The sequence below is a fragment of the Desulfovibrio psychrotolerans genome (genome assembly GCF_013340305.1).
GTDB lineage: Bacteria > Desulfobacterota > Desulfovibrionia > Desulfovibrionales > Desulfovibrionaceae > Halodesulfovibrio > Halodesulfovibrio psychrotolerans.
The window spans coordinates 60,272-85,954 of the sequence record NZ_BLVP01000008.1; the positions used below are offsets into that span (position 1 = coordinate 60,272).

Annotated in this window: 23 protein-coding genes; 12 read left to right on the forward strand and 11 right to left on the reverse strand. The window is 60.8% G+C overall.

Annotation, left to right across the window (positions count from 1 at the left end; genetic code table 11):
- Positions 1 to 17: 17 nt before the first annotated feature.
- Complete coding sequence (locus HUV26_RS08065) at positions 18 to 839, forward strand: RNA methyltransferase (protein WP_174409612.1); 822 nt, start codon at positions 18 to 20, stop codon at positions 837 to 839.
- A 69-nt stretch (positions 840 to 908) separates the two neighbouring features.
- Here HUV26_RS08065 and HUV26_RS08070 read toward each other — a convergent pair whose 3' ends face one another.
- The 3 genes from HUV26_RS08070 to HUV26_RS08080 all read right to left on the reverse strand — a co-directional run bounded on the left by HUV26_RS08070 (position 909) and on the right by HUV26_RS08080 (position 3,794).
- Complete coding sequence (locus tag HUV26_RS08070; protein ID WP_174409613.1) at positions 909 to 2,027, reverse strand: pseudouridine synthase family protein; 1,119 nt, start codon at positions 2,025 to 2,027, stop codon at positions 909 to 911.
- 281 nt (positions 2,028 to 2,308) lie between these two features.
- Positions 2,309 to 3,331 carry a PP2C family protein-serine/threonine phosphatase gene (locus HUV26_RS08075; protein ID WP_174409614.1) on the reverse strand — a complete coding sequence of 341 codons (1,023 nt, stop codon included), beginning with the start codon at positions 3,329 to 3,331 and terminating at the stop codon, positions 2,309 to 2,311.
- Positions 3,332 to 3,524: 193 nt separating this feature from the next.
- Positions 3,525 to 3,794, reverse strand: a complete 270-nt coding sequence (locus HUV26_RS08080; RefSeq protein WP_174409615.1) for a phage regulatory CII family protein — start codon at positions 3,792 to 3,794, stop codon at positions 3,525 to 3,527.
- Between the two features lie 271 nt (positions 3,795 to 4,065).
- Between HUV26_RS08080 and HUV26_RS08085 the strand changes: the two genes are divergently transcribed.
- Complete coding sequence (locus HUV26_RS08085) at positions 4,066 to 4,737, forward strand: response regulator (protein ID WP_174409616.1); 672 nt, start codon at positions 4,066 to 4,068, stop codon at positions 4,735 to 4,737.
- A 235-nt stretch (positions 4,738 to 4,972) separates the two neighbouring features.
- Here HUV26_RS08085 and HUV26_RS08090 read toward each other — a convergent pair whose 3' ends face one another.
- From HUV26_RS08090 to HUV26_RS08115, 6 genes are all read right to left on the reverse strand, one after another.
- A complete protein-coding gene (locus HUV26_RS08090; protein ID WP_174409617.1) occupies positions 4,973 to 6,064 on the reverse strand; it encodes a Tim44 domain-containing protein in 1,092 nt (363 codons plus the stop codon).
- Between the two features lie 172 nt (positions 6,065 to 6,236).
- The gene (locus HUV26_RS08095) at positions 6,237 to 6,632 is read right to left on the reverse strand and encodes a response regulator (RefSeq protein WP_174409618.1); all 396 of its coding nucleotides are present in this window, start codon (positions 6,630 to 6,632) and stop codon (positions 6,237 to 6,239) included.
- A gap of 453 nt (positions 6,633 to 7,085) precedes the next feature.
- Positions 7,086 to 7,889, reverse strand: a complete 804-nt coding sequence (locus tag HUV26_RS08100) for a DUF4198 domain-containing protein (RefSeq protein WP_174409619.1) — start codon at positions 7,887 to 7,889, stop codon at positions 7,086 to 7,088.
- 211 nt (positions 7,890 to 8,100) lie between these two features.
- Positions 8,101 to 8,640: a bacterioferritin gene (locus HUV26_RS08105; RefSeq protein WP_174409620.1), complete on the reverse strand. Its 540-nt coding sequence runs from the start codon at positions 8,638 to 8,640 to the stop codon at positions 8,101 to 8,103.
- A 314-nt stretch (positions 8,641 to 8,954) separates the two neighbouring features.
- Positions 8,955 to 10,424: an aminopeptidase P family protein gene (locus HUV26_RS08110; protein ID WP_174409621.1), complete on the reverse strand. Its 1,470-nt coding sequence runs from the start codon at positions 10,422 to 10,424 to the stop codon at positions 8,955 to 8,957.
- A gap of 923 nt (positions 10,425 to 11,347) precedes the next feature.
- Complete coding sequence (locus HUV26_RS08115) at positions 11,348 to 12,730, reverse strand: sigma-54-dependent transcriptional regulator (RefSeq protein ID WP_174409622.1); 1,383 nt, start codon at positions 12,728 to 12,730, stop codon at positions 11,348 to 11,350.
- A gap of 138 nt (positions 12,731 to 12,868) precedes the next feature.
- Here HUV26_RS08115 and HUV26_RS08120 point away from each other — a divergent pair, with 138 nt between their 5' ends.
- The 7 genes from HUV26_RS08120 (at position 12,869) to HUV26_RS08150 (ending at position 19,460) form a co-directional block, all read left to right on the forward strand.
- On the forward strand, positions 12,869 to 13,042 hold the full coding sequence (locus HUV26_RS08120) for a hypothetical protein (RefSeq protein WP_174409623.1): 174 nt from the start codon (positions 12,869 to 12,871) through the stop codon (positions 13,040 to 13,042).
- 27 nt (positions 13,043 to 13,069) lie between these two features.
- Complete coding sequence (locus HUV26_RS08125; protein ID WP_174409624.1) at positions 13,070 to 14,338, forward strand: molybdopterin molybdotransferase MoeA; 1,269 nt, start codon at positions 13,070 to 13,072, stop codon at positions 14,336 to 14,338.
- 14 nt (positions 14,339 to 14,352) lie between these two features.
- Positions 14,353 to 15,126: a TIGR00282 family metallophosphoesterase gene (locus HUV26_RS08130; protein WP_174409625.1), complete on the forward strand. Its 774-nt coding sequence runs from the start codon at positions 14,353 to 14,355 to the stop codon at positions 15,124 to 15,126.
- Positions 15,127 to 15,291: 165 nt separating this feature from the next.
- On the forward strand, positions 15,292 to 16,485 hold the full coding sequence (gene tyrS / locus HUV26_RS08135; RefSeq protein ID WP_174409626.1) for a tyrosine--tRNA ligase: 1,194 nt from the start codon (positions 15,292 to 15,294) through the stop codon (positions 16,483 to 16,485).
- Positions 16,486 to 16,620: 135 nt separating this feature from the next.
- Positions 16,621 to 17,529, forward strand: coding sequence for a glycosyltransferase (locus HUV26_RS08140; protein WP_174409627.1), 909 nt, complete (start codon positions 16,621 to 16,623; stop codon positions 17,527 to 17,529).
- Between the two features lie 91 nt (positions 17,530 to 17,620).
- Entirely contained in the window at positions 17,621 to 18,853 is a 1,233-nt protein-coding gene (locus HUV26_RS08145; protein ID WP_174409628.1) for a glycosyltransferase family 4 protein, read from the forward strand.
- Between the two features lie 145 nt (positions 18,854 to 18,998).
- Entirely contained in the window at positions 18,999 to 19,460 is a 462-nt protein-coding gene (locus HUV26_RS08150) for a DinB family protein (protein ID WP_174409629.1), read from the forward strand.
- A gap of 203 nt (positions 19,461 to 19,663) precedes the next feature.
- Here HUV26_RS08150 and HUV26_RS08155 read toward each other — a convergent pair whose 3' ends face one another.
- Positions 19,664 to 21,181: a YihY/virulence factor BrkB family protein gene (locus HUV26_RS08155; protein WP_174409630.1), complete on the reverse strand. Its 1,518-nt coding sequence runs from the start codon at positions 21,179 to 21,181 to the stop codon at positions 19,664 to 19,666.
- A 621-nt stretch (positions 21,182 to 21,802) separates the two neighbouring features.
- On the opposite strand from HUV26_RS08155, the gene HUV26_RS08160 reads away from it, so the two are divergent.
- The 3 genes from HUV26_RS08160 (at position 21,803) to HUV26_RS08170 (ending at position 24,615) form a co-directional block, all read left to right on the forward strand.
- The gene (locus HUV26_RS08160; RefSeq protein WP_174409631.1) at positions 21,803 to 22,840 is read left to right on the forward strand and encodes a lytic murein transglycosylase; all 1,038 of its coding nucleotides are present in this window, start codon (positions 21,803 to 21,805) and stop codon (positions 22,838 to 22,840) included.
- A gap of 426 nt (positions 22,841 to 23,266) precedes the next feature.
- On the forward strand, positions 23,267 to 24,211 hold the full coding sequence (locus HUV26_RS08165) for a chemotaxis protein (protein WP_174409632.1): 945 nt from the start codon (positions 23,267 to 23,269) through the stop codon (positions 24,209 to 24,211).
- 14 nt (positions 24,212 to 24,225) lie between these two features.
- Positions 24,226 to 24,615, forward strand: coding sequence for an Hpt domain-containing protein (locus HUV26_RS08170; RefSeq protein ID WP_174409633.1), 390 nt, complete (start codon positions 24,226 to 24,228; stop codon positions 24,613 to 24,615).
- A gap of 155 nt (positions 24,616 to 24,770) precedes the next feature.
- Here the strand turns inward: HUV26_RS08170 and HUV26_RS08175 are convergent, their stop codons facing one another.
- The gene (locus tag HUV26_RS08175) at positions 24,771 to 25,658 is read right to left on the reverse strand and encodes an amino acid ABC transporter permease (protein WP_174409634.1); all 888 of its coding nucleotides are present in this window, start codon (positions 25,656 to 25,658) and stop codon (positions 24,771 to 24,773) included.
- Positions 25,659 to 25,683: the final 25 nt, after the last annotated feature.

The window sequence follows — 25,683 nt, forward strand, 5'->3', positions numbered from 1 at the left end:
ACAGGGCAGTAGGGACAATGTTGAATGATCTTGCCGTAGTGCTGGTAAAACCCCGTTTCCCGGAAAATATCGGCATGGCGGTGCGCGCCTGCGTGAACATGGGAGTGCGCGAACTGGTAGTGGTGCGCCCCGAGCGGTGGGACGATGAAAGAATCCTCGCGCTGGCAACCCCCAAGGGGGCTGAACTGGCCCGCTCCATCCGTGTGGAGGATGACCTTGCCACCGCGCTTTCCGGTTTCCATCATGTATACGGCACTACGGCACGCACGGGCGGCTGGCGGCGCGAAATCCTTTCGCCGGAAAAGGCGGCTCCGCTCATCACCGGACAGATAGGAGAGGGCGCGCGCGTGGCGGTGGTGTTCGGCCCGGAAGACAAGGGCCTGACCAATGAGGAAACGGAGATATGCACGCAGTTGCTGACCATCCCCGTGAATCCGGAGGCCAGTTCCCTGAATCTGGCGCAGGCCGTGCTCATTGTGCTGTACGAATGCTTCAAGCATGGCGTGCGCACCCCTCTGGTTCCCGGTACAAGCGGTGCCCCTTCACCCCTGTGTACCCATGCCGAGCAGGAGACCGTAATCCGCACCCTGCGCGACACGCTGATGCGCATAGACTTTTTGCGCAAGGACAACCCGGACTACTTCATGCTGCCGGTACGCCGCTTTTTGCAGAAAATGGCCCTGCGGCGGCACGAGTTCGCCATGCTTATGGGCGTGTGCCGCCAGATAGGCTGGCTGGCGGACAAGGCCGGTTTGCCCGTAACGGAAAAAGACTCCGCCGCACACGGCCAGAGGCAGAACACTGCCGGTGCTCCTTCGGGCAAGGCGGGCGGGGATTAGGCCGTTTGCCCGCGCCTGTCAGGGGGAGGCGGCAGTAGCCGGAAACTGTTGCAAACAGGCCGGACATTTTTACCGTTCCGCAGGCTCCCACTCCGCCCATTCGTCCCAGGGAGGCGGGCAGGTGGCGCAGAATTCTCCGAACTCTATGTGGTGATGGTGCAGGTAGAGGATGGAGGAGTGGGACGGGGTCTGTTCTCCGTCCGCAGTCCCGTTCCGGGTGCAATGGCCGGGTTGCGGAGCGGGCACGCCGTACAGCGGGTCGCCCACAATGGGAAAACCCGCATGAGCAAGGTGTGCCCGTATCTGATGCCGCGCGCCCTTGCGGATGGAAGCCAGTACCAGCGTGCAGTCGGCGGGCGTGTTCACTCGTCCGTCCTGCGGGCACGCTGCTTCCGGCTGTACCTGAGAGAGCGGCGTAACAGGGCGCACGGGCAGCACGCCGGTATGGCGCAGCGGGTCATCAGATTCCTGCTCCAGCACGCGGGTCTGCCTGCGGCGGGCCATATCCAGCCCCTGTGCAAGGTGCAACGGGGCGGAAACAGTGCCGTGCACCACCGCAAGATAGAGTTTTTCCACCAATCCCTCATTCTCCATGCGGCGGAACGTCTCCAGCCGTTCGTTGCCAAAGGCCACGATCACCATGCCGGATGTGAGATAATCCAGACGGTTCACCAGCATGGGGGTGTTCTCTGCGCCTTTGTCAGGAAAAAGCTGCGGCAGCAGGTCTTCAAGCGACGGCGCGGCTTGGAACGCTGCGGGCACGTCCGGGGCACTGCCCGCAATGCGCGCACTGTGCATGCAGCCCGGTTTGAACACGGCGGCATATCCCGCGTGTTCCCGCACAATACGTACCTTCTGCTGCACCGAATCGGCCATAAGGACGTCTCGCCCGTCCCTCTCGTCCCCTCCGCCTGTGAAAGAGGAAGAGGGGGCGCAGCGCATCTGCTCCTTCCGGGGAGAGAGCGAGAGCACATCGCCTGCCTGCACGGTTCTTCCTTTGGAGCCGGGTTTTCCGTTCACCAGCACGGTATGCGTCTCAAACAGCCTGCGCCTGTGGCGTACGCCCGTGTGGGGCAGCAGGAGAACTAGCGCGGCATCCAGCCGCTGCCCGTGCATGGACGGCGGAACCGTTGCGCTGGCAAGGGCGTCCGGCGGGGGGCAATGGTCGGGGGGCGTGTCGGTGGGCATGGCGTGGGTCCAATGTGTTTGGCCGTCCGGTAAGATCAGCGCGTTCGGTAAGGGCAGCGCATCCGGTAAGAGCAGCGCATCCGGTAAGATCAGCGCGTCCGGTAAGATCAAGATCAGAACGTCCGGCAAGATCGGTGCGTCAGGTGATAAAAGGAAGCAGGCTGTCGCCTGCGGGGTGCTGCCGGGGCAGGGGAATTGCTTCAGCACATCCCCGGTCGGGAATGTGCGCTATTTTGCCCAGACAATCAAGAAGGCGCAGTGTTGCAGAGCGTCCAGCACCTTCAGAACCGGCGTTCCAGAATGATAATGGACAGGTCGGTGCGGGCGGGGGTGCTGCCCATGAACCGCCGCAGGGCATCCATAACGTGGTGCAGCATGTGCTGCACATCCCCGGCTGCGAACCGTTGCATCCAGTCCATCCACAGGGCATGGGGCAGTTTGTCCCCGGCGGGGTTTTCTGCCTCCGTTACGCCGTCTGTATAAAGAACAAGCCTGTCGCCCGGTTCCATATCCACTGTTGCCTCCCGGTAGTGCCCTGCTCCGAGGGGCAGCCCCAGCGGAATGCCCGAAGTGTTTATCTCGTGCACGGCGCCGTCCCGGATGTGCACGGGCAGGGGCAGCCCCGCGTTGGCAAAGGTTGCGCTGCCCTGCCGCAGCCCGGCACAGGCGGCGGTGACAAACCTGCCGGAAGAGGTGAGTCCGCTGATGTCATCATGCACAAGTTCAAGGAAGTCGCCGGGAGAGCCCACAGACGGCACCGTCTGCATAAGGGCGGCAATGCGTATGGAAAGCAGGGCGGCAGAAAGGCCGTGGCCTGCCGTATCCGCCAGCAGCAGCGAGACTGCGCCGTCTTCTTCTGTTCTGGAGCACAGAAAGTCGCTGCGGACAGGGTGCGGAGTATGGTGAAGAATGGCGGCCTCATAGCCGTGCGGGCCGAGCATGGCTTCCACCGCGTGGGCGGAGGTAAGGAAGCGTTCCTGCATGCGGGCACCGGAATCCAGGTCATCTGCCCGCTGCCTCTCCAGCCGGTGCAGGCGTACCAGCCCTTCCGCATACCGTTGGGCGTGCAGCGAGGGTGGCACGGTACGTTCCCCCGCAACGGCGGAAAGCAGGTGCGGCGCGTGTGGTGCATCGGGCGTAACGGGGCATCCGCATCCTGCATTGTGCGTTGCATGGCGTGCGTGCCTTCCGCTTGCTGCGCCGCCTGAAGCATCGGGCGGTGACGCGGCGCGGGTGGATTCGCCCTGTTGGCTGCCCGGGGCGCGCCCCGGTGCCGGTGAGCGGGATTGCAATAAAGACTTCATGTGCGTTCCCCTGTGGTGACGGACGGGAGGCGCAACGCCGAGGCTGCGGCTTGCGCGGCAGGGAACCAGCCCTGCGAAACAATGCCGCCACCGGAGCGTGCGGCACGCTTCCGGGGCGGCACTACGCTCCGGCAGGGCAGGGTTGCGCCGAACATTTCTGCGCAAAGGGGGTGTGCGCCCGCACTCTGGTCGGCTAATCATCCCCCCGGCCGGATGCCCTGCGGGAATCCGAAGGGGTAAGGTTGTAGCCCAACTCGCGCGCCATGAACTCAAGGGCAGATATGTCCTTGGTCACGCGCATTATTTCAAGCAGCGTGTCGGCACCGAGTTTGGCGGATTGATCATAAGGGTTCAGTTCCCGCATCATGGTCGGGTAGGGCTTGCCTATCTGTTCAGCGACCCATTTGGACTGACGGGCACCAAGGACCATGTTCTGAGTGACGCGCGTAACGGTTTCTCTCATGTCTCCACCTCCATTCACGATACAGGTTGCACTCTTCACACCCTTGTGGTCGGAAAGAGAGCCTTTCCAGCTTGGACCAGAATAGACCATAAAGGGGGCAGAATCGTAAATCAGGGGCAGACTGTATTTTTGGATTGAGACACACCGTATTTCTGTGGTAGGGTTTTTTCAGGACTCTGCATACAGTATGTAGCCACCGGGATTTGCCCGGAGGAACCGGAAAAGCAATGCAGTGGCGCAGTGTTGTAGCTGCCGCATGCGGAAGGAACAGATGGCCGAAAAGTATTCCATTGTCATAGCCGAGGACCACACCCTGCTGCGCGAAGGATTGAAATCCCTGTTGCAGTCGTTGCCGAATGTGCAGGTGGTGGGAGAGGCAAGTGACGGGCAGATGGCTGTGGATATCTGTGAGCGGTGCAAGCCGGACATGGTCATCATGGACCTGTCCATGCCGCGCATGGACGGATTAAAGGCGACCAAGGCCATCAAACGGCGTAATCCCCATGTTCGGGTGCTGGTGCTGACCGTGCATGGTGCCAACGAATATGTCTATTCCGCCCTTTCCGCCGGGGCGGACGGATACATGCTCAAAGACGCCACCAATGAGGAATTTTCACTGGCCATACAAAGTGTGCTGGGGGGAAAAGCCTACCTTTCTCCGGGCATTGCGGCAGACGTGGTGCGCGGCTATCTGGTCGGAGGAGCCTCGTCGGAATCCGTGAACGAATGGTCGCAGCTCACCGCCCGGGAGCAGGAGATATTTCAGCTTATTTCTGAAGGATATAAGAACCGCGAAATAGCGGATATGCTTGTGGTGAGCGTAAAGACCGTGGAAAAGCACCGTTCCAACCTCATGCAGAAGCTGGGGCTGCATTCCGCAGCGGAATTGCGCGCCCTTGCGCTTGAGCGCGGCATGGAGATTAAACGTCACGCGGTGGGATAGCGGAATGTCTTAAACGGCACCTGCGTAACGCAGGCTGCCGTTGCGCATGTCTGCGCAGGACCCTTGCTCCGGCATCAGAATCCCGGCATTGGCCATGCCTTTGGCCGCAAGAAGCTTGCCGTATGAAGGTATGCCGCATGCAGACATGTCAGGTTGCAGGCGTGGCGGGCTGAAGCCATGCTGTGCCCCGGCTCCGGGGGGCATCTGGGGGGCATCCGGGGGGCATTACGGCCAGTTAGGATGACACCTGCTCAATGCCGTCCAGACGCCACATGCCGTCGTACTCTGCGCTTTTCAGGAAGTGCCATATCTCCCGCACCTGCTCCGTGCTCGCTCCGTCCACGTTTTCCCGCATCAGCACATCGAAGAAGACCGTTGCCAGCAGACCGTTCTCGTCCTGCTTCACTTCCATAAGCCGCGCATTGACCAGCAGCAGTTCCGAGCTTGAAGGAGCCGGGTCCTGTTCCGCCTGTATGCGGATTTCTTCGTGCACTTCCGGGGTGGTGAACTGGGCGATATCGTCCATGTCACGGGCATCCCAGCTATGCTGCAGGCGGGCAAAAACCATTTTTGCCCCTTTAAGAAAGTCAGCCGCGTCAAAGTCCGGCGGCAGGTTAGCCTCTGATGGAGAGCGGTAGGCATCGCGAGCGGTGAGAGGGCGGTCTTCCTTTTGCGCGGGGGGAGCGTCCAGCATTCCTTCGGACCGCTTTCTGGGGGCCTGCTGCGTGCGCCCCTGTTCATCGTTCCCTTTCAGGTGCGCCCACATGTCTGCCGCACGGGCGTGCAGGTGCGGATTGGGCTCGTCTTCAGGAATGTCCGGCGAAACGGGCGTGTGCCTGTCGCGGGGGCTGTCTTCCGACTGGCGGGGAAAGGGGGTAACGTTGTCCGGCCTGCCCTTTGCCCGCGGCTGTTCATTGTCGCGCGGCAGGGTGCGTATGCGCAGAAAACGACGCCCCAGCACAAACAGCAGCACGATGAGCAGAATATCTGCCACCCCTACGCCTGTAAACGGCGAACCCGTGAGCAGGGAGCCGATGAGCGTGCCGGAGAGCAGACCGTCCACAAGGCCGCGCCGGGGGGCCGTGCCGCCTTCAGAGTCTGAGCGGCCGTCCATACTCGCCATACTCGCCGGCGTGCCGGCACTTTCTGCGGCCGAGTGTGCGCCTGCCTCCGTGCCCACGTGACCGGAGCGAACATCATAGGCAAAGGCTTGGGCAGAGGCGAGGCATAGTACGATGATGCCCGCCGCCACAAGGCACAGCGGGCAGCGGCCAGAGCCGGTACGAAAAGGGCTGGTTATAGACTGCATGTCCTTTTGTGCACGCATATGCGGCACAGAGTCAAGCCCGTGTACGGGTAACTGCACGTGGCAGCCCACACGCGTGTGCCCTTTTCCGCAGTTGCCGCCCAGTTCCGCCCAGTTCCGCCCGGTTACACACGGCTTCGCCCGGTCCCGCCCGGTTCCACTCGGTTGCCGTGAGGAGTACCCCCCCCGGTGGTCATTTGAGAATGTTCAGGTTCTTGAGCAACTGAATGAACAACTGCCTGTCTATGGGTTTGGGCACATACGAGGTGGCCCCGCCCTTATAATAGGCCTCCACCACGCTCTTGGGGTCGTCCAGCGCGGTGGTCATAACAACCTTGACCTCGTCCGAGGAGCGCACGCCACGGTTTCTTTCAATCTCACGTATACGCTTAAGGGCTTCCTGCCCGTCCATTTCCGGCATCATAATATCCAGACAGATGAGGTCGTAGCCCGCTCCCAGAAGCGATGCCTCGAATGCCTCCACGGCCTCCCTTCCGTTTACCGCGATGTCGCATTCCCCGTAAGGGGCAAGAATGCTCTGCATGAATTTTCTGCTGGTGAAATCATCCTCAACAATAAGAAAGCGCATGAGTTGCTCCTCTCCGGAAGGTATAGTTTGCATAATCCTACCATGTCGGAGGATTTTTTCAAGCAAATTCCGCAAGCTTGCAGTAAACACACACCATTGCGTAGGGGCATGGCTATGATAATTGTAAGCTTGGCGCAATGCTCCGTTATCCTGCGCTGCTGCACAGAGAAATTAAAGGCGTGCTGCTGCAGTCTGCCTTATGCGCAAGAGCTGCCTGTGCCAGTGCCTTCTGTGCCAGAGCCTTGCGTGCGGTTGCGCTGCGGGATGCAATAGCGTCTTCGGTGCTTCATCGGTTCCGGGGGAAATTTCCCATGGGTGCGCGGGAAGAATGATTGTAAGGTGGGCGAAAAAGCCCGGACAGGCGGGAAGAATGAATGCGAGACGCCCCGCCATGTCGGGTGCTGACATGGCGGGGCGCGCAGAAAGTGTGGCAGATTCGGTAGGGGGATGAGCCTACTGTTTCTTCCATCCATCAAAATAGAGCCAGAGAACCGCGCCAAGCTCCACGTCCTTCATGGTTCCGTCCGGTGCCTTGAGCTGATAGTCCGCCGTGTTCAGCGCGGCAAAGCCCCACCAGCCGGCAAGGGGGCAGGCAAAGGTGAACACGCCGTTATCGTCTGCCTTTACCACCTGCGTGATGTGGTAGTCGGTAGGTGCGGCGAACTGGTTGTCTCTGTTGTAAAATTCCACTTCCACCTCAGCACCGGGAACGGGCTTGCCGTTCAGCAGCACCTGTCCGGTGAAGCTGTTACCGGCGTAGTTACCGAAGGGGCGGGTAAGGGGCACTATTTCGGTTGCAATACCGGCAGGCTCATCCCACCCGGACTCTTCGCCAAAAGCGGCGACCATGGTCTTGGTGTAGTGGATGATAAAGCAGTCTTCTTCCGGTTCCCAGTAGGGGGTCGGTTCCATGGCAAAGGTGTATACGCCGGGGCGGGCGAACGTATAGGTCGTCTTCCATGCCTTGCTGTCCATGACAGTGGCAGGGGCGAGGGTGCCCATCAGATCGGTGCTCTTGCCGTCCGCGATAACGGAAAACGCCTTGGGTTTTTCAAGGTCCATGCCCTTCATTTCGAAGGGGTGCGAAAAAGAGAGGGTAAGCGCGGTGCTTTTTGCGTCTTCCGTGGCGACATTGGCGTCCGGAATGATCATGCCGAAGTGGGCGTTGGCAGCAGAAATTTGCAGGGCAAGTATTGCGGCGGCAACTACGCATGCGGACAGAAGTTTTCGGGCATTGGCACGGGTGGCAGAAAACATGGCTTCTCCTTTTGTTAGGCGGATGAGGAACGTGAGATTCGCAAAAAATGTACAACGCTAATTACATGAAATTAAAAATGGTGTCACGCAGAAAACATGATTGGCGGCGTGTGGTGCGTGGTGTGGCACAATAAAGAACGCCGCCCCGCGTGATGCGGGGCGGCGTTTGCGTTTGGCGTCGGTGGGTAGAGACGGTGTGTGCCTGATGAGGCTATGCGCCTCCGCCCTTGCCGGTAATGACAAAGCCCTGCGGCTGCAGGCCCGTGGCGGAAGAAGTGCCTGCCATACGGGCAAGGTAGGTTGCCCCCAGGTCTTCAATGTGGTTGGCAATGGCGTCAAAGTAGTTGAAGTGCGCCTGCTCATCTTCGATGATCTGCTCGAATATCTTCATGCTCACGCTGTCGCCGTTTTCCCGACAGACCAGCAGGAACTGGTTGTATATGTCTATGGTGTCGTCTTCCAGTTCCGCGTCAAAGGGGAACATGGCTTCCACTTTCTGGCCCTTTTCGGGGCGTGCGGCGGGTTCTGTGGTGGGTTCGCCGCCCAGTTCCTTCACACGCTCGGCAAAGGCTTCCGCGTGGCGCATCTCATCAATGGCAATAAGTTTCATTTTGGCGGCCAGCTCGCCGTAGTCTTTGTCGTCCAGATTATAGTGCTGGTTCATGTACTGGTGAATGGCCTGCAGCTCCATGGCGCGGGCCTTGTTCAGTACTTCGATGACGTTTTTTCTGCGGCTTTCTTTGTCGGACATGGTCTGCTCCTTGCTTGGTTGCCTGTTTACCTGCTTGCTTTTTTGCCTGTGCGCCTCTTCTCACCTGTTCACATGCTCACCTGTCGCCTGTCTTTAGGCGGCTGCGCGGCACGTGGGGGAAGGCTGCTCAAGAGCCCTCGCGCACCCGCACAGGAGTAATGGTTATGCAAAGGTGAAAAAGGCATAGCACGGTTCGCCGGAAAAAGCATTGGTATGACCACACAAAGTGCAGAGAAAAAAGGCCGTACATGCGCAACCGACTGGATAACGGCGCTCCTGCTCCGGCGTGCATCCGCGCCTGAGGACAACGGCGTTTACGCTCTGGCGTGCATCCGCGCTTCGATCCCTTCCGGGGTTTTGGGAATGGGTCTGCCCAATACCCGGCAACCGGAATCGGTGATGAGAATGTCGTCCTCAATGCGTATGCCGCCGAAGTCGCGGAAATGCTCCAGCGCATCAAAGTTGATAAAATCTTTGCATATTCCTTCCGCCTTCCACTTGTCCATGAGGGCGGGAATGAAGTAGCAGCCCGGCTCAACGGTGAGCGTGAACCCCGGCAACGGCGCACGGGCAAAGCGCAGTCCGCGCAGCCCGAATTTCGTGGAGCGGGAAACTGTTTCATCATACCCCACATGGTCTTCGCCCAGATGCTCCATGTCGTGCACATCCAGCCCCAGCATGTGCCCCAACCCGTGCGGAAAGAACAGGGCGTGCGCTCCGCAGGAAACAATGTCGTCCACGCTGCCGCGCAGCAGGCCCATGCTCTGTAAGCCCTCGGCAATGCAGGCGGCTGCCGCAAGATGGCAGTGCAGAAAGGGCACACCCGGCGCGGCCATGTCTATGGCCTTTTGCTGCGCCCTGAGCACCAGCGTGTAGATATCCCTCTGCCGTGCGGAAAAAAGTCCCCCCACGGGCAGGGTGCGGGTAATGTCAGAGGCGTAGCCCATGTCGGATTCCGCGCCGGAGTCTATGAGCAGCAGGTCGCCCTGATGCATGGTGTGGCTGTAATCGTGGTTGTGCAGCACTTCACCGCGAATGGTGCAGATGGTGGTAAAGCTGTTGTGCGTGCCCGCCAGCGCCACGGTGGCGTTCATGGCCGCCGCAATGCACCGTTCGCCCAGTCCGGGCCGGGCCAGTTCCATGGCCTTGGTGTACATGGCGTAGGATATGCCCAGCGCTTTTTCAATTTCCGCCACCTCTTCAATGCTCTTTACAGAGCGTTGCGCCACCACGGCGCGGATGAGCGGCAGCGATGCCTGCTGGCGCATGGAGCGGGTAAGGGAATCAAACGCTTCTGCACCGCAAGCATGCTGCTCCAAAGCATCAGGCCCGGCGCACACGCGGGTGGCAAGGCAGTGGGCAAGCCACTGCACGCTGTCCATGCGGTAGGGCGGCAGATGGTGAATGGTCCTCCCCTTGCGGCCTGCGGCATGCAGCAGGGAGACAAGGGAATCGTTGGAACCGCCGGGGGCGCATCCGCAGCGCGCGGCGCGTTCCGCAAGGCCGGGGAGCGGGCCGGACCAGATGATGCCTTCCATGGAAGGGTCATCTCCCCACAGGCGGGATTCGCCGGAGTCCACATCCAGTGTTCCGTTCAGCCCCGCATGGTTGTGCCCGAAATAATAGAGAAAGGTTGAATCCTGCCGGAAGGGGTAGGTGTTGTCCTCATAGTTGCGGGCAGAATGTACGTTACCGGGCAGAAAGACGATGCCAGTTGCCCCTGCGGCTGCAAGATGCTCAAGCAGGGTTTTGCGGCGGGCGGCATAAGTTTCGGCGGAAAACATGGGCGGCTCCTCGGTTGCGGATGGTGAACGCGCAGAAGTATGGCACGAAGTGCGCGTTGCCGCAACGCATGGCAATGACCGTAAGCCGTCTGGCATGCTCCGTCTGGCATACGTCGTTTAGCATACTCTGTCGGCGCAATCTGTCGGTGAATTTGTCTGTGCAATCTGTCTGTGCAATCTGTCTGCGCAATTTGCCTGCGCAGTTAGTCTGCGCAATCTGTTGGCGCAATTTGTCAGGCGTCCACTGTCTGTGCAGGCTGTCGCCTTCAGGCAGTCGGCCAAAAGCTTTGGGCGGCAAGGTCCTACACGCAACTAAAAAAGGCCGTATCGTAATCAGATACGGCCTTTTTGCGTGTGCAACCGGGAACGGGTGGTGCTGTGTGGGGTTTTTTCATAGCCAAGCGTGTATGGAGACTGGCTGAAAGTTCCCGGCCGACACGACGAAGGAGTATGGAGGAGTTCTCTGACACCTCTCGGTGTCGGGTCGCAGCAAGGTTGCCGTCTTGCTGTGACCAACGGACTGTCCCAAGGAGGTTCGGACATTCCGTCAGGTGCTACCTTTGTCCTGTCTGGTTGCGCTTGGGTATATCCAAGAGTCGTGCCAAAACAGTATGTCTACGCAACGTGCTGTTTATAAAGAGAAAAAATGTTGATCAAAAAAGTAGACAATACGGCGTGTTGCAAAAAGCAACAGCATGATAACGAAAATCATTTGCGAGCCGCAGTATTGCTGGATTTCCCGGCTTGTTGCACAATGCAACGCATTGCATTGTGCAACGTTTTTTGGGCTGCTTATATAATAGGATGGCAAGGAAGGTCTCTTGTCACGCAAAAAACATCAGAAGAGAGACGAAAACGGCAGGGAAGGCGGGAGACAGAAAGGGGGGAAACAGCGGGACGGGCTGCACCCGCAAAAGGCGGGGCTACGCTTCCAGTCCGTAGCGTTGCAGCTTGCGCCAAAGGGTGGCGCGGTCTATGCCCAAAATCCGCGCTGCCTGCCCCTTGTTGTCCTGCACGCTTGTGAGCACGGCAAGGATGTGGCGGCGCTCCACCTCCGCGAGCGGAAGCAGACCTTCATCGGTCTGGGCGGCATGGGGAGACATAACGGGGGCGTTGTGAAATTCCTGCGGCAGATGGCGCAACTGAATGGTGGGGCCGTCGCACAATACCACGGCGCGCTCGATCAGGTTTTCCAGTTCGCGGACGTTGCCGGGAAAGGGGTGTGCCATCAGTGCGCCCAGCACCTCGTCTTCCATGCCCGTGATGTCTTTTTTGAAGGACGTGGCAAATTTTTCCAGAAAATAGTGGCAGAAGAGGGGAATATCATCCACCCGCTCGCGCAGGGCGGGCAGATGCAGGGTAAAGACGTTAAGCCTGTAAAACAGGTCCTGCCGGAAGCGTCCCCGTTCCACCTCGCGTTCAATGTCACGGTGCGTGGCCGCCAGCAGCCTTACGTCCACAGGAATCTCCTCCGTGCCGCCCACGCGCACCACCGTGCGTTCCTGCAGCACGCGCAGCAACTGCACCTGCATTCCCAGCGGCATTTCGCCTATTTCATCCAGCAGCAGCGTGCCCTGATGGGTGGCCTCAAACACGCCCGCCTTGGTGCGCTGCGCTCCGGTATACGCCCCCTGTTCATGCCCGAACAGTTCGTTGGCCAGCAGCTCCGCGTTAAACGCCCCGGCGTTTACCGCCAGAAAACGCTTGCCGGACCGCAGGCTGAGCCGGTGCAGCATCTTGGCGACCATTTCCTTGCCGGTGCCTGTTTCGCCCTGTATGAGCACCGTGCAGTCCAGCGGAGCCACGCGGGCAATCTCGCGCTTCAGCGCCTGCATCTTGGTGCTCTTTCCTATGAGCATGGGCATGGCCTGCTGCCCGCGCAGAACATGGCGCAGCTCCAGCAGTTCCTGTTGCAGCAGGCTCTTTTCCAGTGCCTTCTGGATGACAATGACAAGGTCCGCCGGATTCTCAGGCAAAGGCAGGTAATGAAAGGCCCCCATCTGCATGGCGCGCACGGCGGCGTCCACGGTGGCGCTGCGCGAGACAAGCACCACCTCGGTTTCCGGCGTGTTGCTCTTTATGACTTTGAGCAGGGTCTGTTTCTGCGCATGGTGTTCTTCCAGCGCGGCGACCACAACAGAAAAGTCCATCTGCGAGAGCGTGGCGCGGGTTTCATCGTGGCTTTTCACATGCGTAACCTGCAGGCCGGCCTCCCGCAGCACGGCGGGCAGACCCGCAAGGGAATCCTTGTCCTTGTCCACCACGAGCACATCGCTCCGTGCGGCATTGTCCTTGTTGGGCTGCATGGGCAAAGACTACGGGCTGTTGCGGCTGCCTGTCAATGCGCTCTGCGGTTTGCCTGCTGTAATCGTTGCCCTGCGCGGCTCGCGGCACAGAACAGGCAATTCTCCAGAACGAACGTCACTGTCCGTGGCGCTTTTTCCATGCTGCCAAAGGGTTGCGCCTTGCATTCTCCCGCCGGATTGAGCAAGGTTGCCGGACGATTTGACACTGAGGAACAGATCACGCGGCACGTGCTGCGCGTGGAAATAACGCACCTGCGCCCCGGATGCGGCAAATCTGCCGGGCTTGGAGAGGTGGCGGCGACCACCGGATAAAGCAGGAACAGACGAAAGCGGTATGGCATGAAAAACGGATTCTTCAATGTGCTGAGCGTGGCCGAGTTTATCGATCGCCTGCGCGACTTTTCTCCCCTGCCCGTGGAAACGGCGCAGGGAACGGACATAGACGGGCGCGTGCTGGCGGAAGATGTCATCGCCCCGGAAGACCTGCCGCTGGCGCACCGGTCCTGCATGGACGGCTATGCCCTGCGCGCCCGCGATGTTTTTGGCGCGTCCGAGAGCAACCCCGCGTATCTTGAAAGCGTGGGTGCCGTGCGCATAGAAACCCCTGCCGGATTCTCCATCAGCCCGGGAGAGTGCGCGTCCATTGTCACCGGCGGTATTCTGCCGGAAGGGGCAGATGCCGTGATCATGGTGGAGCATACCGAGCCGCTGGGCGCGGGAACGATAGAGATGCGCAAGTCTCTGGCCCCGCATGACAACGTGATGCTGCGGGGCGAAGACGCCTCGTTGGGTAAGGTGGCCCTTGCCGCGGGCACCCTTATCCGTCCGCAGGAGGCGGGCCTGCTCGCCGCACTGGGCATGGAGCGTGTGCAGGTGCACGCCCGTCCGCGCGTGGGCATCCTTTCCACAGGAGATGAACTTGTTCCCGTGTCGCACACGCCGCGCGTGGGGCAGGTGCGCGATGTAAACTCCACTACCCTTGGCTGCTGCGTGCGGCGCGCCGGGGCCGTGCCCACCCTGTACGGACTGGTGGAGGATGATGTGGACAGTCTGGAGGCCGCCCTGCGGGGCGCGCTGGAAGCGAACGACGTGGTGCTGCTCTCCGGCGGCAGTTCCGTGGGAACCAGCGACCTCACCGTCGCGGCCATGCAGCGGCTGGAAGGATTGAAGATCGTGAACCACGGCGTTGCCATAAGCCCCGGAAAACCGCTCATACTGGGGCGGCAGGGCAACAAGGCCGTGTGGGGCCTGCCGGGGCAGGTCGCTTCCGCGCAGGTGGTCATGTTTGTGCTGGGCGCGCCCTTCCTGCGGTATCTGGCGGGAGAGACAGCAGCCTTCGACCAGTCTCTGTGGCCCGCGCGCAGGGCAAGGCTGGGGCGCAATATCGCCTCCAAGCCGGGGCGGGAAGATTACGTGCGCGTGCACCTGCGCGCCGCATCCGGAGAGGGCGCAGGGCAGAAAGATCCTGCCTGCCTGCCGGTTGCCGAGCCTGTGCAGGGCAAATCCGGCCTGCTGAAAACCCTCATCCTGTCCCACGGCGTCATCCGCATTCCCTCTCACAGCGAAGGAGTGTATGAGGGAACGGATGTCGATGTGCTCCTGTTCTGAGGCGGCGAGGTACTATGCGTATTCTTTTTTTCGGTGATGTAATGGGCAAGCCCGGCAGGCTGGCGCTGCGGCACAGGCTGCCCGCATTGCGCGCACGGCATGGCGCAGACATGGTCATTGCCAATGGCGAAAACGCCTCAGGCGGCGTGGGGCTGACCGCAGAGGTCATGCAGGAGCTTCTGGGCATGGGGGTGGATGTTATCACCACCGGCAACCATATCTGGAAGCACCGCGATATCTACGCGGGACTGGAGCGCGAACAGCGCATTGTCCGTCCCGCCAATTTCCCGCCCGGTGCTCCCGGCAGGGGCATGGTGGTGCACACCCTTTCTTCGGGCGTGCGGGTGGCTGTGCTGAATCTGCAGGGGCGTACCTTCATGGAAGAGGTGGACTGTCCTTTTCGCGCGGCAGACGCGCTGCTTGCCACCCTGCCGGAAGACGTGGTGCTGCGGTTTGTCGATTTTCATGCAGAAGCCACCAGCGAGAAGAAGGCGCTTGGCTGGTATCTGGACGGCAGGGTCACCGCCATGGTGGGCACGCATACCCACGTGCAGACAGCCGACCCCGCACTGCTGCCCGGCGGCACGGCTTACCTTACAGACGCCGGCATGTGCGGTGTGGAAGATTCATGCCTTGGCATGGACAAAGACATAATCATCCGTCGTTTTCTCACCCGCATGCCGCACCGCTTCGCGCTTGCCAAGGGCAATGCCGGGGTAAACGGCGTGCTGGTGGAGGCAGATGCCCACACCGGGCGCGCCACGCATGTGGAGCTGGTGCGGGAATAACGTATCCTGTGAGCATAACGTATCCTGTGGGCATAACGTATCCTGCGGGCATGGCAGGTTTTTCTTCTGCCCATGCGCAGGGCGGCGGCCAGCCGTGATTGACAGAACGGGCGTTCTCTGCAAGACCGCTCCTACACATATATCCTAACAGCGAACGAGAGAAGCATGGACATCGACAAGCAGCTAGAGATCATCCAGCGCGGCTGCGCTGAACTCATCAATGCGGAGGAACTGCGCAAGAAACTGCAGCGCGGCAAACCCCTGCGGGTGAAGATGGGCTTCGACCCCACGGCGCCCGACCTGCATCTGGGCCACTGTGTCGCCATTCACAAGCTCCGGCATTTTCAGGAACTGGGGCACACGGTCATTTTTCTCATCGGTGACTTTACGGGCATGATCGGAGACCCTTCCGGCCGGTCCGAGACCCGCCCGCCCCTGACCCGCGAAGACGTGCTGCGCAATGCCGAGACCTACAAGGAACAGGTGTTCCGGATTCTGGACCCGGCAAAGACCGAGGTGCGCTTCAACTCCGAATGGATGGACGCCTTCGGCGCGGCAGACTTCATCCGCCTTGCCTCGCGCTACACCGTGGCGCGCATGCTGGAACGCGACGATTTCGAAAAGCGCTACCGGAGCAATACGCCCATTTCCGTGCACGAATTTCTCTATCCCCTCGTGCAGGGGTACGACTCTGTCGCCCTTAAGGCAGACATAGAGCTGGGCGGCACCGACCAGAAGTTCAACCTGCTCATGGGCCGCCATCTGCAGGCGCAGGAAGGGCAGGAGCCGCAGTGCATCATGACCATGCCCATCCTTGAAGGGCTGGACGGCGTGAAGAAGATGTCCAAGTCCTACGGAAACTACATCGGCATTACCGATGCGCCCGCCGACATGTTCGGCAAGGTTATGTCCGTTTCCGATGAACTGATGTGGCGCTACTACGAGCTTGTCTCGCGCAAAAGCCTTGAAGAGATTGCCGCGCTGAAGAAGGGCGTGGAAGAAGGCACCCTGCACCCCAAGGCCGCCAAGGAACAGCTGGCGGCAGATATCGTGGGGCAGTACCATGGTGAAGAGAGCGCGCAGGAGGCCCTGCAGGGCTTTAATGCCGTGTTTGCCAAGGGCGGCGTGCCGGACGACATGGAAACCTTCACCTGCGCGCAGGGCGAATCGTCCGCCCCCGCTGTGTTTCTGACGGACGCAGGACTGAGCAAGTCGCGCGGCGAGGCCCGCCGGCTGGTCAAGCAGGGCGCGCTGAGCGTGGACGGCGAGAAAAGCGACGACGCAGATACCCCGCTTGCCGCAGGGGACTATGTGGTCAAGCTGGGCAAGAAACGGTTCCTCAAGGTCATCGTGCGGTAGAGGGAAGCAGGATAAGGCCGCATGGGCGGCCTTTATCATGTTTGCCGCACGGTGTTTTGCATGTTTTTTTTATGAAGTGACCTGTCGGCGGTGTCACAAAGCGACATCACGAGCAGTGTCACGAAGCGACGGCCTATGAACGAGACAAGAAAACCCGCACTCACCGTGCTCATGTCTGTACGGAACGGTGAGCCGTTCGTACGGGAGACAGTGCAGTCGGTGCTGGACCAGACCTATGGCGACTTCCGTTTTCTGATCATTGATAATGCCTCCACGGACGGAACGCGGGAGACCATCGCCTCCTTCAAGGACGAGCGCATAGAGCTGGTAGCTCTGCCGCAGGATATGGGCCAGACCGGGGCGCTGAATCTGGGGCTCGCCCGGGCGGAGTCGGAATACGTGGCCCGGCTGGATGCGGACGATGTGTGCCTGCCTGAGCGGTTTGCGCGGCAGGTGGCGTTTCTGGAAGCGCATCCGGAAATAGCCCTTGTGGGTGCGCAGGCGCGGTTCATCGATCAGGCCGGAACTCCGCTGCATGCAACGGATTTCCCCCTTGTACACGAAGATATTGTGGGCTTTATGCCCGTCACCAATCCGCTGGTGCATCCTTCCGTCATGTTCCGCCTTGCCGCCGTGCGGCAGGTGGGCGGGTACGACGGCACCATCAGCTACGCGCAGGACCTTGCCCTGTGGATAGCGCTGGCAGAACGCTACCGGCTGGCAAACCTGCCGGACGTGCTCCTGAAGCTGCGCATTCATCCGGGGCAGGAAACCCGCAACCCCGAACGGCGGGAGCGGCGCCTGCGCGACGGGCTTGCGCTTTCGCTGCGCATTTACGACATGCGCGGCGTAGATGCCAATACCCGCGTGCTCGCCATGCTGCGCCACCACTACATGCACTATATGCTGGGCGAGAGGCGTGAGGCGTTGAAGGGGCTTGGCCGCACCCTGCTCACGCAGCCGCACAGGGTGCTTTTCAACCGCCGGGTGTACGCCGCACTGCGTTATGCGGCAGACAAGGTGCTGGGCAGGCTGAAGGGCTAAGGGCCAAGGGCCAAGGCAAGGGCAGGTGCAGTGCAGGTGCAGTGGCTGCCACAAGGGCGGCAGAATGGGTGGAACCGGAAGAACAGAGGCCATGCGCATACTCGTACTGGGCAGCTATGCCCCTTCGCTGGTGAATTTTCGCGGCCCCCTGCTGCGGGCCATGGTGGCAGAGGGACATACCGTCATTGCCGCCGCGCCGGACCCGGATGCGCACACCGTGCAGACTCTGCGGGCCATGGGGGTGGAAACCGTGTCCGTTCCCCTGAGCCGCAAGGGATTGAATCCGCTGCGCGACCTTGCCGCCCTTGCCGGGCTGGTGCGTGCCGTGCGCCGCATCGGGCCTGATGTCATGCTCTCCTATACGATCAAGCCCGTTATCTACGGCTCGCTTGCGGCCCGCATTGCCGGAGTGCGCCGCATATACGCCATGGTAGAAGGGCTGGGCTACGCCTTTAACGGCACCGGAATGCGGCGCACCCTGCTGGCCGTGGTGGCGGGGGTGTTGTACGCGGCGGGGCTCAGCGTATGCCGGTCAGTCTTTTTTCTTAATGAAGACAACCGGCGCTTTTTCCGTTCATGGCGCATCATTTCCCCTGCCCGCCGCACTTGCCTGCTGAACGGCACAGGCATTGATCTTGCCCATTACGCCTCTGCTCCTCTGCCCCCGGACCATGCGCAGGCCCCTGTGTTTCTGTGTATCGCCCGGCTGCTGCGCGAAAAAGGTGTTGCCGAATTCGCGCAGGCGGCGCGGCTGGTCAGAGAGCGGCATCCGCAGGCAGTGTTCCGGCTGGTCGGGCCGTTTGAAAGCGGCGTGGACAGCGTGAGCGCAGAAGAAGTGCAGGCATGGAAGGCGTGGATGGATATTCCCGGTTCCATGGCAGACGTGCGCCCCGCCATTGCGGGCTGCGCGGCCTATGTGTTGCCTTCGTACCATGAAGGGGTGCCCCGTACCACGCTGGAAGCCATGAGCATGGGCCGCGCCGTGGTAACAACGGATGCGGCGGGCTGCCGCGAAACGCTGCGCAACGTGGCTGGAAAGCCAGACACTGTGCCAAACACTGAGCCGGATACTGCGCTAAACACTGCGCCAAACACCGCGCCGGGCGTACAGCCGGATACCGTGTCGGTGCGCACGGGAGACAACGGGTTCATGGTGCCCGTGCGCAATGTGCCCGCGCTTGCCGAAGCGATGCTGCGCTTCATCCGCCAGCCGGAGCTGATGGAACGCATGGGCCGGGAGTCGCGCCGGTATGCAGAGGAGCGTTTCGACGTGCACAAGGTCAACGCGGCTATCCTGCATGAGATGGACCTGCTCAAGCCGTGAAGGATGTGATCCGGTGCAGGCTGTCGGTGCAGGCAGTCATTTCTCCGGACATCAGGTCTTTCTGTACAGGCTGGGCACATGGTTTTTCCCCATGCCCCCGCTGCCGGAAAACGGAACAACACAGGCATGCCCGATGGAGGAACGAATGATTGATCTGCAAAAAGCCCGCGAGGCCGTGGACGCCATGCAGTCGTTGCTGGACGCAACCCCGCAGGCGGCGGCCCATGTGCGGATTGCCCCGGACGCATGGACTCTGGCCGAGATAGCAGGCCATCTCATCGACTCCGCATCCAACAACCATCAGCGGTTTGCGCGGCTGCGTTTCGGCGATCTGCACGGTTTCCCCGGATATGAGGCCGAACCGTGGGTTGCCGCACAGCAATATGATGAATGTGATTTCAGTCTGCTGAAGGCGCTGTGGGCCTCGTATAACGCCATGCTGCTGCATCTGGCAGCCACCACGCCGGACCATGCCCGGACCAACGCGTGGCACAGGGAGTCCGGCCCGTTGACTCTGGAGTTTCTGGTCGCGGATTACTACGACCACCTCATGCTGCATGTGGAGCATTACGCCCGGCGGCTGCGGGAGATTTGCCCGGAGGAATAACCCTGCGGGCATGGCAGACATACGGGATCATACACTCCTGAACCGGGTCCGATGCCCGGCATGGCAGATGCAAGCCTATGGGCCGTAGGTGCCTGTGGCTTACGCGGCGGGCTTGGCCTGTGTTGCGTGCCCGGGGTGCTTTCCGGTGCGGTCCCGCATCCTCTCTCCTGCACCGCCTCCTTCCTCTTTCTTCTCCCTTCTGTTCAGCCGGACGTGACAGTTTCCACCATGTCAGCCACGGCAGATGCTCCTGCCGCACCGCCCACCACACCGGCTGCCGCGCCACCCGCCGCCTGCGATGCGCTAAGGCCGGGGGCCGCGCTATCCGCATCCCCCTGTCCGTCAGCTGACGACATGGCGGAGTCTGTAATGCCGAATCCCTGCGGCGCCACCGTGGCGCAATACTCCCTCAGGGTCATGTTGGCTTCACTGTTCACCGCTCCGGCGTAGAGGGCGCGGAACGTGCGGTTGATGAAGCCGAAACGCGCCGTCATGGGCTGCTTGCCCCGCTGGGTGCGGTGCGATGCCAGAGCAAAGATGATGTCCGTGAAGCGTATCGATTCCGGCGGACGGGCCAGCGTATACACCGGGGAATCTTCACAGGTCTGCACCGCCAGCCCTGCCTGCTGCATAATGTCCATCACGTTCTGGATGAGCCGTACGGGGGCGCGCAACGCCTCAGACAGGGCTGCCAGCGCCACACCGCCTTTGCCCGCATCAAAACTGCGGGTGAGCAGCAGCATGGAAAGGGCGGCCAGCTTGTCGCGTTCTTCACGGGTGGCGGTATCTGCCCGTATCTCGTTTTCAAAGGTGCGCACGTTTTGCAGGGCAAAGCTTATCTCCACCCCCAAAAGCACAATGACCCAGCAGATGTATACCCAGACCAGAAACAACGGCACCTGCGCAAAGCCGCCGTATATGGCGTTGTAGCGGGCCGCGCCTACCTGATAGGTGACATACAGCCCTTCCACGGACTTCCACAGAACAGCGGCTATGAGTGCGCCCACCAGCGCGGCGGACAGGCGCACGCGGGTGTTGGGAATGAAGATGTACAGAAAGAGCAGCGTGACCGCCACCATCAGAAAAGGAATAAGCTTGAGCAGCGACAGATAGGCGAAGTTGAAGGTGCTGTAGGTAAGCAGCTTTTGCAGCACGGCATCATTCTGCATGGAAACGCTCACGCTGAAGGCCACCCCCAGAATGAGCGGGCAGATAAGGGCCACGGAAAAGAAATCCGTGAACTTGCGCCACAGGCTGCGGCCCTTGGTCACGCCCCACACGGCGTTGAAGGCCCGCTCTATGGTTGCCATGACCGACCCCACCGTGAGCAGCAGCGCGGCCATGCCTATGGAGCCCAGGGTGCCCACATTGGTGTTGTTCACGTAGGTGAGAATGTGGTCCACGGTCTGCTCGTTGCCAGCAGCAATGTTGAGCAGCAGGGTGCGCAGGCCTTCCGTGTTTTGCAGGCCCATGCCCTTGGAAATGGAGAACGCTACGGCGAGAAAAGGTACAATGGAAAGCACCGTGGTGTAGGTTAGGGCAGATGCCCGCAGCAGGCACTGGTCTTTCACAAAGCCGTGCACCACAAGATACAGCCATTTGAGCAGCCCGGCGAGACTGCGCCGCTTTCTGTCATACTTGCCGGGGTCTTCCAGCCAGATATCGCGTGTGACAAACCGGACTATTTCTCCGGCCCGTTCCTTGAATAGCGTGTTGGACATGCGTGCTCCGTTTGTACGTTGGACCTTCAGGCACGGGCGGCGGGTATCGGGAGGGCGAGGATGCTCTTGCCGCCTGCCGTCAAAACGGGATAGAATGCCACTATGTCAAAAAACTACAAAGATGCAAACCGCTGCGGGCAACAGAGTCTTCCGGGCATGTGCGGTCCGGGCGACTGCCCTGCGGTCTGCGAGATGCTTCTGGCAGAGAGAGCTGCAAACGTTTTTGTGAAGCCGATTGCAAAGACGTTCGCTGAGACGCTGGCGGAGCTTGGGACTGCGCGTTCAGCCGAGCTGGGGATGCTGCTTCGGGATATGGTGCCTGTAATATTTCGCCTGCCGAGCCTGACGAACCTGATGCGCCTGATGCGCCTGATGCGCCTGATAACACGTCCGGTGACACGTCCGGTGACGCGTCCGGTTGCTTGTCCGGTGCCGCGTACCCTACTGTTTCCAGTTCTGTTTCCGGTGATTCTTCTGGCCGTTCTGTTGCCGCATACATGCCTTGCGGTTTTGCCGGAGGCGGGTTCCGCCCCGGTGGAAGGGCAGGCTGATGATGCTGCTACTGTCGCTGCCGTGGCGTCACGGCTTGCAGAAGAGGGCGCGGATGCGGCGACCGTTCGTATGCCGGTCTCTTCCATATCCGCCCCGCAGGGTCATTCCGGCAGTGACAAAGGGCCTCAGTCCGGGCTTCAGTCCGGACCCCGGTTTCTGGTGGCGGGAACCAGCACGGCGGGCATTGTGTTCACGGAACCCGGAAGCGGGGCGGACCCTGCCAGCGGAGACGACACAGACGGCGTTGCCCGGCGGCTTGCGGCCATGCTTTCGTGGCAGCCGCTGGTGGATCGTCTGGTGGCGGACGGTTTTGACAGGGGCAGCCTGAACGACCTGTTCTATCGCATGGGGCACGCCTATTCTCCCCATGCCATGGGGCATAAGATGCGCGCGCTGTTCCGCCGCAAGTTTTATCCGCCCCCGCCCCTGCCGCCGGGTGAACCTGCCCCCGCCCCTGCCGTGTACGAATGGGTGCTGGAAGAAGCCACATTGCAGCGGGCGCGGGATTTCATGCAGGAGCACGATGCGCTGCTGCGCGGTGCCGAAGCCCGGTTCGGCGTGCCCAAAGAAGTGGCCGTGGGGCTGCTGCTGGTGGAAACCCGGCTGGGCACGTATCTGGGCAAGGAAATGGCACTGCGCAATCTTGCCAGCCTTGCCGCCACCGACTCCCTTGTCCTGCTGGCTCCGGAAATGGAGGGGCTGACCATGACCCCGGACCGCAGCCAGTGGCTGGAGGTGCGCATGGGGCAGAAGAGCCGGTGGGCATACGCCGAGCTTAAGGCGTTGCTCTCCCATGCTGCGGACAATGAGGTTGACCCTGTTTCCATGCCGGGTTCCGTGTACGGAGCCATAGGCATATGCCAGTTCATGCCGTCCAATATTCCGCATTACGGCGTGGATGGCGACGGCGACGGCAGGGTGGACCTGTTCAACCTGCACGATGCGGTGCACAGCCTGGCCCATTTTCTTAAGAGCCACGGCTGGAAAAAGGGCATGGACAGGGCAGGGCAGCACAGCGTGCTGAAGCGGTACAACAACAGCAATATCTACGCGAACAGCATTCTTGCCGTGGCGGACGCGCTGCGCCAGAAGGCAGCTAATCCCTGAATGCAGGCATCCCAAATGATGCAGGCATCCCTGAAGCTTGCTGCTCCTGACGGTATGGACGACAGGACGGCAGGGCGTTCCTGACGCGGCAGCACCGGAGCGTATTGCGCCTAGGCGGTGTACCAGCGACCGGAATGCGGTCGGAATACGGCCGGAATACGGCCGAAATTCTGCCAAGGGACTCTGCCAAGGGATTGGTCAAATACGGGCCAAATATACTGCCCGCATGCTGCCTCAATGCTGCCCCAATGCTGCCCGTATGCAGCCGGAATACCACCGGGCAGGGCGTGATAGGCAGTGTACGAAGAATGACAACCTTGACGTATCCTGCGGAAAACTATCATTGTCTGTTTTTCCTGCGGGGCTACCATGACGGCATGATCGGGAAAGTGGGAAGCGGGCGGTAAGACAAGGAGCGTGCCGAATATGAGTCCGGAACACAATATCCTGCTGGAAAGCGGGACCAACGAACTGGAAGTGCTGGAACTCTATATAGAGGAGCGGCTACCCGATGGTTCGGTCGTTCCATGTTACTTCGGGGTGAATGTCGCCAAGGTGATGCAGGTTATTGAAGCGCCTGCGTTCAATGCGCCGGAGTCGGCCTCCAATCCCTGTTTCATGGGCATGATAGACATCCGTAACATGATGGTGCCGGTGCTGGATCTCAGCCGCTGGCTGCGCATGGACATGGTGCGGTCAGAGTACGATGTGATCATGGTCACGGAGTTCAGCAACGCTGTGACGGGCTTTCTGGTTTCCGGCGTCACGGAGATTCACCGCGTGGGCTGGCAGCAGGTGCAGCCGCCCAGCGGGTATATTTCGAAGATAGGCACCAACTGCATTGTGGGCATGGTGGACCTTGGCGACCACTTTGTTCAGCTGGTGGATCTCGAGAACGTGCTGGCGGATCTGGACCCCACCACCTTCGAGAAGGCTGTGCAGGAAGGACCGCGTGCAAACCGGACCTACCGTGCCCTTGTGGCGGACGATTCCGCCACCATACGCCTGATGCTGCGCAAGAATCTGGAGGCGGCGAACTTTGACCCCCTGCTCGTCAATAACGGGCAGGAGGCGCTGAATCAGCTGCGCGCCTTCCGCAACCGCATGGAGCAGGAGGGCCGTCCTCTTTCCGATTACGTGGATATTGTCATTTCCGACATAGAGATGCCCCTGATGGACGGCTTCACCCTGACCAAGAATATCAAGGAAGACGCCGTGCTGGGCAGGCTGCCCGTCATTCTCTATTCATCGCTCATTACCAACGAGTTGCGCCATAAGGGGGATTCCGTGGGGGCGGATGACCAGATATCCAAACCCGACCTCGACACTATGGCGCAGCGCGCCCTGCAACTGCTGGAAGCACAGGCCTGATACCGGAGCGACGCATGCCGTACGAGGACGACAAAGAAGTGCTGGAGGCGTTTGAGGAGGAAACCCGCGAGCGCCTTGAGGATATCGAGACCGGCCTGCTGGATCTGGAGAGAAGCCCCGGGGCGGTGGACGGCGAGCGCGTGCACGCCATATTCCGGGCTGCGCACTCCATAAAGGCCGGGGCCGGGCTTCTTAAATTCAAGGATATAGAGATGATCGCCCACAGGGCCGAGAATATTCTCCAACGCGTGCGCAACGGCGAGCTCACGCCCGATGCACCTCTCATTACCGCGCTGCTGGAAGCCTTTGACAGTGTGCACGATCTGCTGGGTGAGAGGCGCACCCATGCCGATGCATCAACCGTGCAACGCAGGCTCGCCGCGTTGGAACGCTACGTGCGCTAAGCGGTCGGGCTGGCCGCATCTTTCTGCATTTTGCCTCACTCTTCCGCTTTCTTCCAAAATCGTCCAAAATCGTCCAGATCTTCCACGGCCTTGTGCGTGCGTAACTGCGCGCAGGGCATGCCCGGTTCAGGCGGCACAGAAAAGGTTCCGGAGGCTCAGAACCGCCAGCGCAGGCGGCGTTCCAGCCGCCGGGCCAGCACGGCGCAGCCCAGCGTGAGGGCAAGGTAGAGGCAGGTGATGGTTATCCACACCTCAAAGGTCAGGTTTGTGGCCGCCATCAGTTCCAGCCCCTGAAAGGTAAGCTCAGGTATGGAAATAACTGAAACAATTGCGGAATCCTTGATGGTGGAGATGAACTGGCCCGCCAAGGGAGGGATGATGACCTTAAGTGCCTGCGGGAGAATAACCAGCCGAAGTTGGCTGAAACGCCCCAGTCCGAGCGAGCTTGCCGCCTCCCACTGTCCCCTGTCCACGCTGGCAATACCGCCGCGCACAATTTCTGCAATATAAGCACCCTCGTACACCGCCAGCGTTATCACGCCGGAGATAAATCCGGGCAGCCGTGCAGGTTCGTCGCACAGAAAGGTCAGCAACGTCACCAGCCACGGGGGCCATTGGCTGGCGTTGCGCAGTGCCGCTTCCAGTCCCGTGAGCGGGGCAAGCAGTGCGTAAATAAAAAAATAGAAGATGAACACCAGCACCAGCGGCGGCAGATTGCGCATGGTTTCCACATAGGTGCGCGCCAGCAGGCGCAGGAACAGGCTGTGGCTTGCTCCCGCCAGACCCGCCAGAATCCCCACCAGCAAGGCAAGGGCCGTACTCCAGATGCTCAGGCGGATGGTGGTGAACAATCCGCGAAGGAGCACGTTGGGCATCCAGCCTGTTTCCGGGTCGTGCCGCAGCAGAAACTGCGGAACGGCGGCCCAGTTCCATGCGTAATCGAAACGCAGGTGCACCCGCCACAGGAAAAGGCCCAGAGCGGTGGCAAGGGCGCAGAGCAGGATGGCGTCCAGCGCGCAGAAGGTGCAGCGTTTCTTCGGCATACTCTGTTTCCGGCAGGGAGGCGGC